The sequence below is a fragment of the Kordiimonas gwangyangensis DSM 19435 = JCM 12864 genome (genome assembly GCF_000375545.1).
GTDB classification, from domain to species: domain Bacteria; phylum Pseudomonadota; class Alphaproteobacteria; order Sphingomonadales; family Kordiimonadaceae; genus Kordiimonas; species Kordiimonas gwangyangensis.
In genome coordinates this window covers 338,446-355,363 of the sequence record NZ_AQXF01000004.1, presented here as the reverse complement: position 1 = coordinate 355,363, position 16,918 = coordinate 338,446, and the positions used below count along the sequence as shown (strand labels likewise).

The window sequence follows — 16,918 nt, the reverse complement described above, 5'->3', positions numbered from 1 at the left end:
TTTTCCCCAATCATACACCGCGCGGGTGTTGATGCCGTAAATCCTATTCCGCAGCCAATAACCGGCGCGAGGGTAGTTCCTCTTCGACGACGCTGGTTGCGCAGTCGCGGCAAGCGCCGCAGCAAAATCCGTTACCGAGGGACATATAGGCTTCTTCAGCGCTACTTACGCCACCTTCACGCACGGCGGTGCGGATGTCACGGTCAGTATAGCCATTACACAAGCAAACATACATCGACGTCAGAACTCTCTGCGATTGCGAACAATTCGCAGTATTAATACCGCAGCTATCACCCCCGGTCAAGCGAAAGTGAGAGTGAGCGCAGGCCTCAGCGCTATCTGTCCTCGGCACACAAATCGCCACATGGGCGTAAAGAACCGTGATCTTTTGCTAAGATATTGCTATTCTTCGTGAAAGCCTGCCGGGAAGGGCAGCTCGCAGAACAGGGTTTTATGAACGTCAACCGCAGCAATGTCATCATGGGGGAAGTACCTCCCGCGGCCATCGTGCCGCCGCTGGACCGCTTGTGGTCCTACTGGTTGCGGCTGAAAACCCAAGGCAATGCACCGATTCCCGCCAAATCCGAGATCCGCATCAGTGGCCTTGGTGCCATCCTACCTCATATCGTGATCAGCGAACGCCTGGGCGAGGACGAAGTGATGATCCGCCTTGCCGGCACGGCGATGGAAGAAACCATCGGTCGGCCACTGACCGGCATGAACCTGCTTAACCTCACCCCGCCCTCGCAGCGCAAAGAGATTGCGAATGTCTACACCAACCTGCTGAAGCAACCCTGCGGCTTTTTCATCAGCGAGTCCCTGCGCGCGGACGGCGGAAAAAAATACATGCTCGCGGCACTTGTGCTGCCACTGGCCGCCAAAGACGGCGAGGCCCGGTTCACCATCGGGCAATATGCGGTGCGCAATCACGGTTTTGAGGCAGACAAGATAAAATCTGGCGCGGTGATTGAACACCGCCAGATCGATAGTTTCGGCTTCATTGATGTCGGTTTCGGCTGGCCTGAAACCTAGTCAGCCCTAAACTTTCGCTCAACTTTCCCGCTACCCCCTTGCCCCATTTTTGCCATGCCCCCATGTTTGACTGAACAGTCAGCCCAAAGCTTCTTTTGTATGGTTCATTAAAGTTTCAAATTTTGTTGCGAGGAGGGAGTGATGGTTTTGCTTATTCACCCGTCTCGCGCTGTAAAATGTGTTAGACTGCTGAAGCGGTAATGTTAGACGCCCTTTGGCACTTGGAAATGGATATGCCCTTCGACACCCATAACCTGCGTCCAAAACGAATTGCCCTATTTTCCGGGAACTACAACTATGTGATGGATGGCCCCGTCCGGGCCCTCAACACACTGGTGGGCTTCCTTGAGGAACAAGGCATCGAAGTGCTGGTTTTTGCGCCGACTGCAAAAAAGGCTGCATTCCGGCACAAGGGCACGCTGGTTTCGATCCCATCTATTGCACTGCCGGGCAGCCGCAGTGAATACCGCCTTGGCCTTGGCCTGCCGCGGCGCGTGAAACGCCAGCTTGAGGCATTCCAGCCTGATCTGGTGCACCTTGCGGCACCCGACATACTTGGCTGGCGCGCACTGTCGTGGGCGAAAAAACACAAAGTGCCTGCGGTTGCATCCTTCCATACCCGCTTTGACACCTACGGTCGCTACTATCACCTCGGCTGGCTGGAAAAATATGTTACGGCGCTGATGCGCAAATTCTACCACCGCTGTGAGCAGGTTTATGTGCCGAGCGAGTGTATGAAAGAAATCCTCGCGGAACAGGATATGGCGCCTGACCTCCGCATCTGGAGCCGGGGTGTGGACACCGAACAATTCAACCCGGGCCGGCGCGACACCAAATGGCGGCGCGAAAACGGCATTGCGGATGGCGATGTGGTAATCTCTTTCGTTGGTCGCCTCGTGCTTGAAAAAGGCCTTGGTGTGTTCGCCGATACGCTTGATGAGCTCAAGCGCCGCGGGGTGCCCTATAAGGCGCTGATCGTGGGTGACGGGCCGGAGAGGGAACGCTTTGGCGAACGCCTGCCTGAGGCTGTTTTCACCGGCTACTTGCAGGGTGATGCGCTCGCCCGCGCCTACGCGAGCAGCGATATCTTCTTTAATGCCAGCATTACCGAGACTTTCGGCAACGTGACCCTTGAAGCCATGGCCTGCGCCGTGCCCGCCGTGTGCGCGGACGCGACCGGCAGCCGCTCGCTCGTCTCCTCTGGCGAAAACGGGTATCTGGTGGAGCCCGGCAACATCACGGCCTTCGCGGACCGGCTTCAGACGCTAATTACAGACACGGCACTGCGTGAGACAATGTCTGCAACCTGCCTTGCCATGAGTGCGGACCGCACATGGGATGCGGTACTCAACCGCTTGCTGGAAAACTACGGTGAGGCGGTCGCCAAATACCCGGACAGAGCCTGGAAAGGTGCCCAGCGGCAGGATTTTTCAGCCGCCGAATGACCTGAGGCAAAGCCCCGCAATTTGACGGCGGGAACCAGTTCCGCCATAAGGCGTGCAATTTTTAGACAATAAACGCTCCTGCGCGAGAGAAGGTAACCACGTGCAATCCATCAAGAATTTGCTGTCGACCGAAACGTTCGAACGGGCGAAAGACAACAAGCCGCTGATGATTGCGCTCAAGTCTTTGCAGTTTCTCTTCATGGGGGCGGTGGTCTATTACCTCGTCAGCAAACTTACCGTCGTCGGCTGGCGGGAGGTATGGGACGCCCTGCCCACCACGCCTTGGTTCTATATCATTTTCATCGTCATGTTTTTCGCGTTCCCGATAGCGGAACTGATGGTGTACCGCCTGATGTGGAACGTGGATTTCAAAGGCCAGTTCGGCGTGTTTGTACGCAAGCGCGTCTATAACTATGCAGTGCTCAGCTATTCGGGCGAGGCCTATATGGCCTTCTGGGCACGCCGCCGCCTTGATATCCGCGATCGGGTGATTTTCTCCACCATCAAGGACAGCAACATCCTCTCGGGCCTTGCGTCCAACAGCTTCACCGTTGTGATGCTCGCGATCTTCTTCATGACCGGGCAGCTGAGCGTCATCACCGACGCGGACCCGGACTATAAAAGCTACCTCATCCTTGCGGTGATGGTGGGCGTGATCCTCGTGCCGGTGGTGCTGCGCTTCCGCAAGCATATCATTTCGCTGAAACCCGAAGTCGCGAAGAAGGTGTTCGCCATTCACTTCGCGCGCATGATCCTCCTGCTCCTCCTGCAGACACTGCAGTGGAGCGTGGTGCTACCCGAAGTGCCCTTTAACATGTGGTTCCTGTTCCTCACCGCGCAGCTTGTGCTCACCCGCGTGCCGTTCCTGCCGAACACCGACCTACTGGTTGCGGGCCTTGGCCTCACGCTCATGGGCTATGTGGACGCACCGCAGGCAACGCTTGCCAGCATGTTCCTGGCGGCTGGTGCCCTGTCGCAAGCCATGAACCTGGCCGCTTTCCTGGCCACCTCAGTCAGGCTCTATGCACCTGTGGGGCGCGGGCACAAATACCCGCAGCAGGATGAGGACGAAAATACGGGCGATCTGGCGATGGATGAGGAACCCGTTCCTGCAAAGTCTAGCTAGGGTGAACGCCTGCCCGCTTGTTTACCAATCCTTGAGACCTCGGCACTAAAATTGGGCATTCCAGATGTTCAGGGTGCCAGCCGGTGTTTAGAAAAAAACAAATCGACCTCATAACCCAGACGGAACTTGGCGACTTTACCGAGCTGCGTGGCAATGCGATCCGCGGCCAGAACAAGGTGACGGACTTTTTCTATACCTACTGGCTATCGAAATGTGAAGGCGGGCACAAACCGTCCCGCGCCGATATCCGACCGATGGAAATCTCCCGCTTTATCGACCATGCGGTGATTATGGACATTGACGGCGGGGCCGAGAGCTTCGCGCTCAAGGTCAGGCTCATTGGCACCCATGTCACCACCTTCTATGGTGAGATCACCGGCCATGATATCCATGACCTCAAAAACCAGAACGCGGCCGAGCGCATCTATCACATTTGCGCCAAGGTGATTGCGAGCGGCGAACCTTATCTTACCGTCACACCAGCCTTCTCGCCCGACCGGCAGTATATGGAAGCTTATGCGCTCTATATGCCGCTCTATGACGCTGAGGGCCGGACCGACAAGATCCTTGTCGGCGTGGATGTGCGTTCGCTCTTTCGCTAAGCAGTATCCGGCGATACATTTCACCACATTAAGGCTTGGCAGGCTCGTTCAGGCACAATAAGCTGACCAAATGGTCAGGATTACCGTACCGCGAGCAGCCCTGACATTTCCGCCAACAAACCGCCCCGGCTTCACCTGTCACAAACGGGAGGCTAGACTGCGGGCCTGAGCCAAGGATGAGGGAACACCAGTGTCACAAGTCGCTTTCAGAGCTGACCTTTTCCATATGACGGACGACCCGGCACTAGTGGGGGCCAAAGACGCCTGCGGCTATATACCGGACGGCCTCTTGGTGGTTGAGGACGGGTTTGTAAAAGCGGTCGGCAGCTATGACGCACTCGCCCCTACCCTGAAGGACGGCACGGAAATCACCGACCATCGCGGCAAGCTCATCACGCCCGGTTTCATTGATACCCATATCCATTTTCCGCAGCTTGATATGATCGCGTCATATGGCGAACAGCTGCTCGACTGGCTGGAGCGCTACACCTTCCCCGAAGAAGCCAAGTTCGCCAGTGAAGCTCACGCAGCTGATGCCGCCGACTTTTTTATCCGCGAGCTGCTGAGCTCGGGCACCACAAGCGCACTTGTCTACTGCACCGTGCACCGGCAATCGGTGGAAGCAATTTTTGACGCCGCATACGCCCGCAACATGCGTATCGTGGCCGGCAAGTCGTTGATGGACCGTAACGTGCCCGACGCTGTGCGCGACACGGCAGAGGGCAGCGACCGCGATAACCGCGACCTGATCGCCGCCTATCACGGCAAGGGCCGCCTTGGCTACGCCATCACCCCGCGCTTCGCGCCCGCTTGCTCGGATGAGCAACTCACACTCGCAGGCAAACTGCTGGCGGAGCATGACGATGTGCTGATGCACACGCACCTCTCTGAAAACACGGCGGAGATTGATTGGGTGCGAGAGCTGTACCCGGAGGCCAAAAACTATCTGGATGTCTATGACCGCTTTGGCCTGCTGACAAACCGCAGCGTGTTCGCGCACTGTATTCACCTGGACGGTGAAGAGTTTCAGCGCATGGCCGAGGCCGATGCCGCGATCAGCTATTGCCCGACATCGAACCTTTTCCTCGGCAGCGGGCTTTTCAACCTGCGCGAGGCTGAGAAATATGGCGTGAAGGTCGGCCTTGGCACCGACGTGGGCGCCGGCACCAGCTTCTCGCTTCTGGAGACCATGAACGAGGCCTATAAGGTCTGTCACCTGCGCGGTCACCGACTGGACCCGTTCAAATCCTTCTACCTCGCCACCCTTGGCGGGGCCAAGGCGCTCAACATGGCCGACAAAGTGGGGGACTTCACCCCCGGCAAGGAGGCGGATTTCATTGTGCTCGACCGCGCCGCGACACCGCTTCTCGAACGCCGGTTGAAGAATACGTCAGAGATTGACGAGCTTCTGTTTGTGCTCTCGATGCTCGGCGATGACCGCACGGTCAGCCACACGTATGTGGCGGGCGAATGTGTGCACACGCGCGACTAAATTTCTCTCTTTTCGCATAAAATGCGGCTAGCCTGTCGGGGCTGACCCGGCCCGTTCGTCCTCTGGGCGGAACAGGCAAGGAAAGGGAGAGAACCATGCAGTATCTTGTCGCCATTCATCACCGCACCAACTACGACCCCTCGGTCGAGGAAGACGACGCCATGGCGCGCGATATTGACGCCGTGAACGACGCCATGGTCGCGGCAGGCATCCGTGTTTTTGTCGGCGGCCTCAAATCAATCCGCGAAGCACGCTCGGTCATCCTTGGGGCCGATGACGAGTTTATCATCACCGATGGCCCTTATCTCGAGACCAAAGAGCATATCGGCGGTTTCTGGGTGCTGGAGCTGCCGAACATGGAAGAAGCCACCGAATGGGGCCGCAAAGCCGCAAAAGCATGCCGGGCACCAGTTGAGGTGCGACCGTTCCACTAGGCTGATTGTTCTGCGAAGAAATTCAGGCAACAAAAAAGGGCTTCGCTTTTCAGCTAAGCCCTTGTTTTTTGAGTGGCGCGCCGGGGAGGATTCGAACCCCCGACCCCCAGATTCGTAGTCTGGTGCTCTATCCAGCTGAGCTACCGGCGCATGCCATCAAGTCGGCCACCTCAACCGCTGCCGGTTTCGGTGTGGGGCGCAACCTAATCAGATTAAATTTATATTGCAAGAGAGAAATCTGTTTTTCTTGTTTCTGCCACAAATCCGGCGTAGCTTGGCTTCCGCAAACGCCCGGAAAATAAGGCTTTTACTGTGAAAATTGACCTAAAATATGTTTCTATTTTTAGCGCAATGACCTTGCTTGCAGCCTGCTCAAGCGGTGACAAGGAATGGCCGAATCTTTCGGACCCTATCCCGGATGCAAAAGAGCGCGAAACGGTCGATAAAAGTGCCGTGACACCAGCGCAAAAACCACCTGTGCCGGTGCGCCCTGCCCTATCGGGTGATGTGGCCGCGCTGCCTGCCGGTGACCCGCTGCCGAACACGCCCTCGGAAGCTGAAACGCTGTTCGAGGATATCAAAAAAGCACTGCGTGAAGAAACGCTCGCGTACCGTCAGGCGGTTGCCAAACTTGCCGCCGTCACGGGGGATGAGCTTCAGGATGCCTGGTTCAGTGCCCAGCTTGCGCTCACGCGCCTCAGCCGCACAGCCTCGCGCCTTGATCCGCTGCTGGAGATGGACCTGCCGAACATCCATGACGATGTGGCATCGGAATCAGAAATCATCGAACGATTCGTGGTGGGTGAACGCCAACGTCTGACGGACAGCGAACCAAAGTAATTACTGCGCCGCGCTGATCGCCTTCGCAACTGCGCGCTCAAGCGCGTCTGCCGCAAAACCACCCAGCACTGTCAAACAGCGTGGGAGCTCATCCGTGGGCTCCCTCTCGCCTGTCGACAATGCAAATACGGTGTCGCCATCAAAAGGTGTGTGCAGCGGCTTGATGGCACGTGCGAGGCCATCATGCGCCATGGTCGCCAAACGCTCACACGCAGCTTTACCGAGCGCCACATTGGTCGCAATCACTGCAAGGGTCGTGTTGGTGCCAACAAAGCCCACCTTGGGCATATCAAGCGTGCCGGGCGTGAAACCGGCCGCGCCGTCCGCACTACCGAAGGAATTGACCACCACAAGCGCCGCGACGATGCTGCCATCCTCAAGCTGATAGCTTGCGCTACCCACACCACCCTGCACGCCACCCGCCCGCGCGCCATAGCCTGCGCCCACACGGCCTTGGACCATCTCGCGGGAGAGCGCCTCAACCGCCTTGATGCCAAGCGCGCGGTAAGGCGGTTCCATGCCCCAGTCCTTATTGCCACCGTTCTTGAGGTCAAAGAGAATCGCGCCCGGCACCACAGGCACCGGCATTGGCCCTACCGGCAAACCGATACCACGCGCCGACAGCGCAGCCGCAACGCCGTCCGCCGCCGCAAGGCCAAAAACAGACCCGCCCGACAGCACGATGGCGTGGGCTTTTTCAACAAGGCAGGTTGGGTTGAGGGCGTCGGTCTCGCGCGTGCCAGGGCCACCGCCGCGCACATCGACGCCCATGGCAGCGGGTGCATCTGGCACAATGACCGTAACGCCGGTGTTTCCCTCCGCGTCATGCACCTGCCCGACCTTGATAGCCCCCACATCGGTGAGCGAATCGCTGGGGCCGGGCTTGGCGGTGATGCGCATGCGCCTTAGTCCTCGGCTTCTTCGCCGGGGATGCAGAAGGCGAAGGTGGTGCCTTCAGGCCCGGTATCTTCAAGCCCGATCTGACCACCATGGGCCAGCACAATATCCCGCGCGGTGGCAAGGCCAAGGCCGGTACCGCCTGCCCGCGCGCTTGAGAAAGCCTTGAACAGGCTTGGGCGCACATGCTCAGGAATGCCGGGGCCGCCGTCGCGCACGCGCACATGCACCGTGCCGTCATCGTCCGCCATCGCGTTCACTTCAATGCGGCCACTTGGCCCCTGCACTTCATGCGCGTTACGGCACAGATTCAGCAGCACGCGGTGAAGCTGTTCCGGGTCTGCATATATGCGCAGGTCTTCCGCCACACCAAACTCGAAGGTGAAATTCTCATCGTCCATCAGGCCAAGCGACATCGCCACATCACGCACAACGTCCGCGAGGGAGACCCAGCGTTTCTCCGGCAGCGGGTCATCGGCCTTGCCGTGGCGCATGGTGCTTTCACACAGCGCCACCGCCCGGCTGACCGCGCTCACGAGACGGCGCGACACCTTCTGCACACCGGGGTGATCCACCCGTTGCAGCGCATCTGACGCCAGTTGCGCGGTCGCGAGGATGTTCCTCAGGTCATGGTTGATCTTGGCCACCGCCTCGCCGAGGGCGGCAAGATGGGATTTCTGCTTCAGGTTCTGGCGGAACTCATCCTGCATGCGCACAAGTTCCCGTTCAATAAGGCCGATCTCGTCAGGCCTGCGCGATTCGCGGGAGCGTTTCGGCACTGCCTCCGGCTTGCGGCGGAAGGCAACGATTCGGTCCTTGACCCGGCGCATGGGGCGCACCAGCAACCAGTGCAGTGCGAGGTAAACGAGAATGCCGGTAAAAAGCGATGTGAGAATCGCCAGCACCAGCACATTATTGGAATAGTTGGCGAGCGCGCGGTATAGCCCCGCCTCGTCCATCGTCACCTCAAGCAGGCGCGTGCCGGGCAGCATGGGATCGCCGATGACGCGGATCACCCGGTTGCCGCCATTCTCCAGCGTATCGAAAGCATCCATGATCAGCATACCGAGGGACGGGTTGCGCAGATCAAAGGTGGCGTTCACTTCGTCCGGCATCACGTCGAAGCCGAGCACAAGGCTCTTGTCCTCACGCCGCACGATGATGGCGATAACGCCCGATTGGCTGAGAAGCCGCTGCTCAAGCGCGGGGCTCACCATGTTGCCGGGCGCTTCTTCAAGCGCCAGCACCGCGATCTGGGCGTTCTCAAGCCGTGTCTCTATATAGTCCTGCCGGAATGTCGCGATCGACGGCAAATAGACGACCACCGACACCCCCATCACGAAGATAAAGGTGAGAATCAGCAGGCGCGACCTGAGACTGGATGTAAACGGTCTGTAATGCTCGGGCATAAAAAGTCTTGAATCCCATCCCGTAGGGAATTGCAAGTAAACTAAGGCGCACCCCGCGAATCGGCACGCGAATGATCAAACTATATGGGCTGACGCCCTCCCCATTCCTCAATTTGGCAACAAATTCGGCGTCTACAACCAAAATTTCGCGAAAAGGGGACGAAATTATGTTAAGAGGGGCCCCCATGCGCTGTTGACTTGGGTCCGACCTGCGGTTATACAGCGCGCTCGAAATTTGGACGCCGGGCCAGACAGATGACTATTGGGCTAGGCGATAAGCTGGAGTAAGACAAGTGAAACGGACCTATCAACCGAGTGTGCTCGTTCGCAAACGTCGTCACGGTTTCCGTGCACGTATGGCGACTGTTGGTGGCCGCAAAGTGCTTAACGCACGTCGCGCCCGTGGCCGCAAACGCCTTTCGGCGTAAAGGTCTCTTGGGGGCGTTCTGCGCACCCAACCACACACGATGAAATGCCGACCGAGAGATATCCGGTCGGCTTTCGTTGTTTTTGGGCCCCTGCACGAACGCACGCCTGACCGGGAGATACAGGCACATCATGACGAAGCTTGAGCGCGTCAAGAAACGACCTGAATATCTGTCCATTGCCGCCACAGGGCGCAAATGGGTAACCCCTTCCTTCATCCTGCAAGCCAGTGTTGGCGAATCAGACAGCCCACCACGCGCCGGTTTCACCGTATCGAAGAAAGTTGGCAAAGCAGTTGAACGCAACCGCGCGCGCCGCCGCCTCAAGGAAGCCGCGCGGCTGACGCTGGACGGACATGGCAGCCGTGGCTGGGCCTATGTCTTTATCGGGCGGCAGGCCGCCATTTCCTACGATTTCGAGAAAATGCAGGCTGATATGCGCTGGGCCCTTGCAAAACTGGCATCAGGGGCCGATTTATCGTCAGGCAACCGGCCGCGCGGGGACGCGCCGCGCAAACACAGGACGAGAGGGAATTGATGGCTGAGCGCAAGACAGACAAGCCTGTGCGCACGCCCAAGAAAACCTCCCCCCTCGGGTGGCTGTTCCTCGGCATTATCAAGTTTTATCAACTATTTATCTCGCCGCTTCTGGGGCCGAACTGCCGGTTCCAGCCAACCTGCAGCGCCTATGCGGTTGAAGCCATTCGCACGCACGGCGCGCTCCGTGGCGGCTACCTGTCAATTCGCCGCATCCTCAAATGCCATCCTTGGGGTGGATTTGGATACGATCCTGTGCCACAAAGCGCACGCGATTCTGCGGAAGTCAGCGCCCATGGGCCTGACTGCTGCGGAAAGAAGAAAAAGAGTGAAGCAGCCAAGAGCGGGCTGCCACATGATGAGGGTATGACATCTCATGGGTGATACGAAAAATTTTGTGCTGTTTGCCGTGCTGTCGCTGGCGATCCTTCTTGGATACCAGACATTCTATGCCGGTCCGAAAATGGAAGCTGCGCGCATGGAAGCGGCAGAGGCCCGCACAGAACAGGCAACCGAAGAAGCGCTTGCCCCGCGCGAGATTGCCCCTGAGGACGCAACCACCGCTGAAGTGGTTGAGCATGAAACCGTGCTTGAAGACGCTGGCAGCGTGCGGATCGTAACGCCCGAGCTTGAGGGTTCGCTCTCGCTCCGCGGTGCACGCTTCGATGACCTCCAACTGGTGAAACACAAGGTGACGATGGCGGACGATTCGCCGAATGTGCGCCTGCTGTCGCCGGCTGGCACGCCGGACGCTTACTACGCGCGCTTCGGTTGGTCCGCATCAGGCCAGAACCCTGATTCTGTACCGACCGACAAGAGCATCTGGTCCGCGGACGGTGACACGCTTACGCCGTCGAACCCGGTGACGCTTTCCTGGGAGAACGGCGAAGGCCTGCGATTCCTGATGAAGATTGAGGTGGACAAGGAGTTCATGTTCACCATCACGCAGAGCGTTGAGAACACCACCGATTCTACCCTTCAGATGGCGCCGTATGGCCTCATCAGCCGTCACGGCAAGCCGAAGACCGCAGGGCTTTATATCCTGCACGAGGGCCCGCTTGGCGTATTCAACGGCACACTCGAAGAGAAGAAATACGACGATCTCGAAGACGACGGTAATTTTGAAGTCAGCTCCACCGGTGGCTGGATGGGCATCACAGACAAATACTGGATGACCACGCTGATCCCGGCACAGGATGCTGAACTGTCGCGCGCCCGTTTTGTGCGCCGTGCACCGAAGGGTGGCGAAGAGAGCTACCGTGTCGACTATGTTGAAAACTGGCAGACGCTCGCGGCCGGTGGCTCGCTTGAGAACACGACCCGTTTTTACGCTGGCGCCAAGATTGTTGGCACCATCGACGACTACCAGCAGAAATATGACATCGCGCTGTTTGACCGCACCATCGACTGGGGTTGGTTCTACTGGCTTACGCGCCCGATCTTCAAAGGCCTGCACTATCTCTTCAACCTGACCGGCAACTATGGCGTTGCAATCCTGTTGATGACCGTGATCCTGAAGCTTGTGCTGTTCCCGCTCGCGAACAAATCCTATGTGTCCATGAGCCACATGAAAAAAGCGCAGCCGAAGATCAAGAAACTGCAAGAGCGCTACAAGGAAGACCGCCAGAAGCTTCAGCAGGAGATGATGGCGCTTTACAAGAAAGAGAAGATCAACCCGATGGCGGGCTGTCTGCCGATCCTCATCCAGATCCCGATCTTCTTCGCGCTTTATAAAGTGCTGTATGTCACCATCGAGATGCGCCACCAGCCCTTCTTCGGCTGGATCAAGGACCTCTCTGCACCCGACCCGCTGACACCGGTCAACGCCTTTGGCCTTATTCCGTGGGACCCTCCTGCCTTCATGGCTATCGGCATCCTGCCGATCCTGATGGGCCTTTCCATGTGGCTGCAGCAGAAGCTTAATCCGCAGTCTGCCGCGATGGACCCGACCCAGCAGAAGATCATGAGCTTCCTGCCGCTCATCTTCACCTTCATTATGGCGCCGTTCAGCGCCGGCCTCGTGCTGTACTGGACGTGGAACAACATCCTGTCGATCGGCCAGCAATGGGTGATCATGCGCCGTGAAGACGCGCGCACGGACGACAGCAGCAAGGCGAAGGCGTAAGGCAAGCATGGAAGAAGAACGCTTCACCCAGGCTGATATGGAACGTGGCCGGCTCTTGTTTGCCGGCCCCGTTGAGTTTGTCATGGGTGCGGTGTCGCTTGACACCTTGCCCGGCACCGGCCTGCCGGAGATTGCTTTTGCCGGGCGCTCCAACGTAGGCAAATCAAGCCTTGTGAACGCACTGACAGGCCGCAAGACCTTGGCGCGCACATCAAACACGCCAGGTCGCACGCAGGAACTGAACTATTTCACGCTCGGTCAGGAAATGGACCAGCCTGCTTATATGGTTGACCTGCCCGGATACGGCTATGCCAAAATCGAACGTAAGAAGGTCCACGCCTGGACCCGTCTGGTGAAAGACTATCTGCGCGGTCGCCCGAACCTTCGCCGTGTGATGCTGCTGATCGACAGCCGCCACGGGCTGAAGGAAAACGACCGTGAGATCATGAAGATGCTCGATGAGGCAGCGGTCAACTATCAGATCGTGCTTACCAAGCTCGACAAACTCAAGGTCGCCGACCGCGAGAAGATGCTGAAAAAAACGCAGGAAGACGCGAAGAAGTTTATCGCCTGCTTCCCCATCGTCCTCGCCACTTCAAGCGAGAAGGGCTGGGGCATCCCTGAACTGCGCGCCGAACTTTGCCAGACCATGGCGTTCTGATACCGATGGCAGGACATGCCTTCAACATCCTTGAACTCAAGCTTTCGGGCGATAGCGAGCCCTATGGACCAGTTTTTGATATTTTCGTCGACGGCGAAAACCTGCTGGACCGCATCAAGCGGCACGAAAGGCAGTACACCGACAGCATAGCCGGGGCCTATGCGCCCTACCTCGGGCCCGAGGGCGCACGTTCGCTCCTGGACCCAAAGGCCTTTGTGACCCCCTATGCTTGCGACTGCGGGGAGCCCGAATGCTGGCTCCTGCATTTCAGTGTTACCGAAGAGGGCGACACCGTACGCTGGTCAAACTGGCAAAACCCCTACCGCAACAATCCTGAGCGCGCCGCCGAAGGGGTGGACTGGCGCTATGGCGACATGCCTGTGCTGGTGTTTGATCGAGAGGCCTACCGCACCACGATCGAAGCTGCGGTTTCTAAGCTCGACCAGCACCAGAGTAAATAATTTCCGGGCCGATGTCGAAATCGGCACCCGCTCAGCCGTCGCTAGGGGTATAACGGGCAAAAGGGCATGACGCCCGCCGCCCAACCCCGGAGACGACACCATGGCTCAGTTCATGTTGCTACTGCACGACCGCCTCGATGGTTTTGCTGACCTTTCCCATGACCAGATGATGGACATCATCAAGGAATACACCGCCTGGACCGAGAAGATGATTGCCGAGGGCCGTTTCCTCGGCGGTGAGAAACTGAAGGACGAACCCGGCCGCAACCTGACGACAGGGGCGGGCGGTGTGGAAGTGCACGCCGGCCCGTTCACCGAACCCAATGAGATGATCGGCGGCTACATGACGATTGAAGCGGCAGATTATGACGAGGCGGTCGAGATCGCCAAGACCTGCCCGCATGTCAAATATGGCCGTATCGAGCTACGCGAGATCGACCAGATATAAGAATGGCAGCCGGGCACGACACCGAAGCGAGACGAGAACTGGACCGGCTGTTCCGCCGCGAGGCGGGGCGGCTGGTCGCTACACTTGTGAAGCGGCTTGGCCCCCACCACCTGAGCCTTGCCGAAGATACCGCTCAGGAGGCGCTGACTGCAGCCGCCCGCACTTGGCCTTATGATGGCCTGCCGGAGAACCCGGCAGCGTGGCTACAGGCCACCGCTTACCGCAAAGCCATCGATGAACTGCGCCATATCAAGGTGGCGCAAACAGCCTTACCCGAGCTTGAACGCGCGGCACAAGATACCCGTCCTATTGGGCAGAGCGCGACGGACAGCGAGCTTGAGCTGCTGTTCCTCTGCTGCCAGCCAAATATGGCCGAGATGGACCGCGTCGCCCTTACCCTGAACATCGCCTTTGGCTTTAGCGCACGCGAAATTGCGCAGCTATTTTATGCCACACCCGCCGCCATGTCGGCCCGGCTGACCCGCGCGAAAGAGCGGGCTGCCAGTGTTGGCTTAAGCACCGGTACCCCGCTTGGGCAGGAAGCCGGTGAGCGCATGCCAACGGTGCTGAAGGTCATATACCTCGCTTTCAGCCTTGGTTATCGCCCCGGGCCCGGACCTGTGGCGGTGCGGGAAGATATCGCCCTTGAGGCGCTGCGGCTCGCACAGTCGCTCGCGCTAGGGCCATGGCGCACCGACGGCACCTGCCATGCCCTCGCCGCCCTTCTCAGCTTTCAGGCCTCGCGCCTTGCAACCCGGCGGGATGATGCCGGGCACTTCACGCCGCTGGCGCAACAGGACCGCACGCGCTGGGACAAGGACTTGATTGCGCAAGGTTTTGTGCATCTGAGCCGTGCACGGCAGACCGCACAACTGGGCCGGTACCATATCGAAGCGGGCATCGCTGCGGCGCATGTGGCAGGGCCCAGCGTTCAGGCCACCGACTGGGCCCAGATTATTGCGCTTTATGAAACCCTTGAGGTCATGACGGGCTCTGCCATTGTCACGCTCAACAAGGCGGCGGCCATCGCGGCAGCAGGCCGTGCCGCTGACGCGCTCAACATACTCGATGAGCTTGCAGACCACCCCTCGATGCGCGGCAATATCCACTATCACACCGCGCGGGCGGATGTGCTGAGCACGCTCGGACGCCAGCAAGACGCCAAAGCCGCATTTAAGAAAGCGCGCTTCCTGCCGGGCAGCGACAGCGACCTTGCTTATCTGGATGGGCGACTTGCGGCGCTCGACTGACGTCAGCTGAACGCAGTGATGGTTTCGGCTGATACGCTCTTAAGTTCCACCAACAAGCCATCAACCTCTGTCTGTTGGCTCGCTTTGGCGGCCTGCTCAATCGCGTAACAGGTTTCACCAAGCCGCATGGCACCGAAGCTGCGCGCCGCGCTTTTCAGCGCGTGGGCCTGGATTTCCACTTGTTCAAGCTCACCTTTAGCGGCGAGATCCTCAAGCGCATCACGGGTGCGGGTGATCTCGTTCTTGAGCGAGCTGATCAGGAAAGCCGCCGATTCTTCACCGACGTCAGCGGTCAGCCTGTCGAGGACAGGTTTATCGAGAATTGGCATATGACCCCCCATTATACTCTCCGTACTTGCACTCGGGCCGGCCTGCCATGAGCAGGCAAGCGACACTTTTTACGTTACTCGGCCGCGACCGGTTTGCTGAGGCGGTAAACACCCTTCAGGCCGCTTGGCGAAACTGGCTTGCGCTTGCGCAGGAACGACAGTTCCCCCGCATGATAAAGCTCTATCGCTTCCGCACGGATTCGCGGCAGGTATTTGCGCCAGTCCTCACCCTCTCCAGCAAGGGCCTGGGCAATATCTCGTGGCGCGACACTCTTCTCGTCTGCGATCTGCCTGACGATCTCGTCCCGCACTGCCTGATCCACCGGTTTCACTGTATTTCCCCTCGTATTTCGCTCATTTCAGCGCTTTTTTCCTTTCCCCCAAATGCCTGCCGGGCTAGTGTCGCGGCAATGCTTAAACAAGGGGTCTTCCATGCAAAAAGCACTGAAATTCGCAGCCGTTGCCGCAATTCTCGGCCTTGCTGCCTGCAGTAACGATAGCAGCGAAAAAGATAAAACAGAAGACGCCAAAGACGGCGTAACCGAAACCCTAGACGAGAAAGTAACCGATACAATGACCGATCAAGCCGCGTTCAAGGCTGAAAACCTCGCCTACCTCGAAGAAAACAAGAAAAAAGAAGGCGTTCAAGTCACCGCGTCCGGCCTCCAGTACCGTGTTCTGGAACAGGGTGACGGCAAAAGCCCGACCGCAAACGACTTCGTTACCGTGCACTATGCCGGTCAACTGATCGACGGTAGCGAGTTTGATTCCAGCTACAAGCGCGGTGAACCGGCAACTTTCCCTGCTGGCCGCCTGATCCCGGGCTGGACTGAAGCGCTGCAGATGATGAAAGTTGGCGACAAGTGGGAACTGGTGATCCCGTCTGACATCGCTTATGGCGAAAACGGCGCGGGCGGCGTGATCCCGGGCGACGCGACTCTCGTATTCACCGTTGAGCTTCTGGGCGTGATGACGCTTGAGGAAGCCCAAGCCGAAGCTGAAAAGCAGGCGCAGGCTTTCAAGATCCAACAGCTCGCGTATCTCGAAGAAAATGCGAAGCAGGACGGCGTGGTTGAGACCGAAAGCGGCCTCCAGTACCGTGTGATCGAAGAAGGCACGGGCGCGCAGCCGGGCGGCGAATCGAATGTCACCGTTCACTATGCTGGCAAGCTGATCGACGGCACCGAGTTTGATTCGTCCTACCGTCGTGGCACCCCGGCAAGTTTCCCGCTGAACGGCGTGATCAAAGGCTGGACCGAAGGTGTTCAGTTGATGAAAGAAGGCGCGAAGTACGAATTCTTCATTCCTTACCACCTCGCTTACGGTGAACGCGGCTCGCGCTCGATCCCGCCGTATGCAACGCTGGTATTCACCGTTGAGCTGATTTCGGTAGACGACTAACCGA

Annotated in this window: 20 protein-coding genes, 1 tRNA gene and 1 pseudogene; 16 read left to right on the top strand and 6 right to left on the bottom strand. The window is 58.5% G+C overall.

Annotated elements, in window-relative coordinates; genetic code table 11:
• Window positions 1–43 precede the first annotated feature (43 nt).
• On the bottom strand, window positions 44–235 hold the full coding sequence (locus B150_RS23060) for a (2Fe-2S)-binding protein (RefSeq protein ID WP_081611447.1): 192 nt from the start codon (window positions 233–235) through the stop codon (window positions 44–46).
• A 218-nt stretch (window positions 236–453) separates the two neighbouring features.
• Here B150_RS23060 and B150_RS22500 point away from each other — a divergent pair, with 218 nt between their 5' ends.
• From B150_RS22500 to B150_RS0113190, 6 genes are all read left to right on the top strand, one after another.
• The gene (locus B150_RS22500) at window positions 454–1,032 is read left to right on the top strand and encodes a PAS domain-containing protein (protein ID WP_155860059.1); all 579 of its coding nucleotides are present in this window, start codon (window positions 454–456) and stop codon (window positions 1,030–1,032) included.
• A gap of 227 nt (window positions 1,033–1,259) precedes the next feature.
• Complete coding sequence (locus tag B150_RS0113210; RefSeq protein WP_020400413.1) at window positions 1,260–2,477, top strand: glycosyltransferase family 4 protein; 1,218 nt, start codon at window positions 1,260–1,262, stop codon at window positions 2,475–2,477.
• A 100-nt stretch (window positions 2,478–2,577) separates the two neighbouring features.
• Complete coding sequence (locus B150_RS0113205) at window positions 2,578–3,603, top strand: hypothetical protein (RefSeq protein WP_020400412.1); 1,026 nt, start codon at window positions 2,578–2,580, stop codon at window positions 3,601–3,603.
• 83 nt (window positions 3,604–3,686) lie between these two features.
• Window positions 3,687–4,205: a PAS domain-containing protein gene (locus B150_RS0113200; RefSeq protein WP_020400411.1), complete on the top strand. Its 519-nt coding sequence runs from the start codon at window positions 3,687–3,689 to the stop codon at window positions 4,203–4,205.
• A 190-nt stretch (window positions 4,206–4,395) separates the two neighbouring features.
• Window positions 4,396–5,697, top strand: a complete 1,302-nt coding sequence (guaD, locus tag B150_RS0113195) for a guanine deaminase (RefSeq protein WP_020400410.1) — start codon at window positions 4,396–4,398, stop codon at window positions 5,695–5,697.
• Window positions 5,698–5,792: 95 nt separating this feature from the next.
• A complete protein-coding gene (locus tag B150_RS0113190; protein WP_020400409.1) occupies window positions 5,793–6,131 on the top strand; it encodes a YciI family protein in 339 nt (112 codons plus the stop codon).
• A gap of 73 nt (window positions 6,132–6,204) precedes the next feature.
• Here B150_RS0113190 and B150_RS0113185 read toward each other — a convergent pair.
• Window positions 6,205–6,281, bottom strand: a tRNA-Arg gene (locus tag B150_RS0113185).
• Window positions 6,282–6,482: 201 nt separating this feature from the next.
• Here B150_RS0113185 and B150_RS0113180 point away from each other — a divergent pair.
• Complete coding sequence (locus tag B150_RS0113180; RefSeq protein ID WP_162139702.1) at window positions 6,483–6,971, top strand: hypothetical protein; 489 nt, start codon at window positions 6,483–6,485, stop codon at window positions 6,969–6,971.
• Here the strand turns inward: B150_RS0113180 and B150_RS0113175 are convergent, their stop codons facing one another.
• The gene (locus B150_RS0113175; RefSeq protein ID WP_020400407.1) at window positions 6,972–7,871 is read right to left on the bottom strand and encodes a P1 family peptidase; all 900 of its coding nucleotides are present in this window, start codon (window positions 7,869–7,871) and stop codon (window positions 6,972–6,974) included.
• A gap of 5 nt (window positions 7,872–7,876) precedes the next feature.
• A complete protein-coding gene (locus B150_RS0113170; RefSeq protein ID WP_162139701.1) occupies window positions 7,877–9,193 on the bottom strand; it encodes a sensor histidine kinase in 1,317 nt (438 codons plus the stop codon).
• A gap of 377 nt (window positions 9,194–9,570) precedes the next feature.
• Between B150_RS0113170 and rpmH the strand changes: the two genes are divergently transcribed.
• From rpmH to B150_RS0113135, 8 genes and pseudogenes are all read left to right on the top strand, one after another.
• Window positions 9,571–9,705, top strand: a complete 135-nt coding sequence (rpmH, locus tag B150_RS23055) for a 50S ribosomal protein L34 (RefSeq protein WP_081611445.1) — start codon at window positions 9,571–9,573, stop codon at window positions 9,703–9,705.
• A 130-nt stretch (window positions 9,706–9,835) separates the two neighbouring features.
• The gene (gene rnpA / locus B150_RS21040; protein WP_020400405.1) at window positions 9,836–10,240 is read left to right on the top strand and encodes a ribonuclease P protein component; all 405 of its coding nucleotides are present in this window, start codon (window positions 9,836–9,838) and stop codon (window positions 10,238–10,240) included.
• A pseudogene (gene yidD / locus B150_RS23560) lies at window positions 10,240–10,503 on the top strand (membrane protein insertion efficiency factor YidD); the annotation flags it as partial. The gene rnpA and the pseudogene yidD, both read left to right, overlap by 1 nt.
• 112 nt (window positions 10,504–10,615) lie before the next feature.
• Window positions 10,616–12,364 carry a membrane protein insertase YidC gene (gene yidC / locus B150_RS0113155; RefSeq protein WP_020400403.1) on the top strand — a complete coding sequence of 583 codons (1,749 nt, stop codon included), beginning with the start codon at window positions 10,616–10,618 and terminating at the stop codon, window positions 12,362–12,364.
• A gap of 7 nt (window positions 12,365–12,371) precedes the next feature.
• On the top strand, window positions 12,372–13,025 hold the full coding sequence (yihA, locus tag B150_RS0113150; RefSeq protein ID WP_020400402.1) for a ribosome biogenesis GTP-binding protein YihA/YsxC: 654 nt from the start codon (window positions 12,372–12,374) through the stop codon (window positions 13,023–13,025).
• Between the two features lie 5 nt (window positions 13,026–13,030).
• Window positions 13,031–13,486 (top strand): hypothetical protein, encoded by a 456-nt coding sequence (locus B150_RS0113145; RefSeq protein WP_020400401.1) that lies wholly within the window; start codon window positions 13,031–13,033, stop codon window positions 13,484–13,486.
• A 100-nt stretch (window positions 13,487–13,586) separates the two neighbouring features.
• Entirely contained in the window at window positions 13,587–13,934 is a 348-nt protein-coding gene (locus B150_RS0113140) for a YciI family protein (protein WP_020400400.1), read from the top strand.
• Window positions 13,935–13,936: 2 nt separating this feature from the next.
• Window positions 13,937–15,184 (top strand): RNA polymerase sigma factor, encoded by a 1,248-nt coding sequence (locus tag B150_RS0113135; RefSeq protein ID WP_020400399.1) that lies wholly within the window; start codon window positions 13,937–13,939, stop codon window positions 15,182–15,184.
• Window positions 15,185–15,186: 2 nt separating this feature from the next.
• Here the strand turns inward: B150_RS0113135 and B150_RS21030 are convergent, their stop codons facing one another.
• Window positions 15,187–15,513: an Hpt domain-containing protein gene (locus tag B150_RS21030; RefSeq protein ID WP_020400398.1), complete on the bottom strand. Its 327-nt coding sequence runs from the start codon at window positions 15,511–15,513 to the stop codon at window positions 15,187–15,189.
• Between the two features lie 74 nt (window positions 15,514–15,587).
• Window positions 15,588–15,845, bottom strand: a complete 258-nt coding sequence (locus B150_RS0113125) for a DUF3253 domain-containing protein (protein ID WP_020400397.1) — start codon at window positions 15,843–15,845, stop codon at window positions 15,588–15,590.
• A 100-nt stretch (window positions 15,846–15,945) separates the two neighbouring features.
• On the opposite strand from B150_RS0113125, the gene bamJ reads away from it, so the two are divergent.
• Window positions 15,946–16,914: a BamJ family beta-barrel-assembly machinery protein gene (gene bamJ, locus B150_RS23555; protein ID WP_020400396.1), complete on the top strand. Its 969-nt coding sequence runs from the start codon at window positions 15,946–15,948 to the stop codon at window positions 16,912–16,914.
• Window positions 16,915–16,918: the final 4 nt, after the last annotated feature.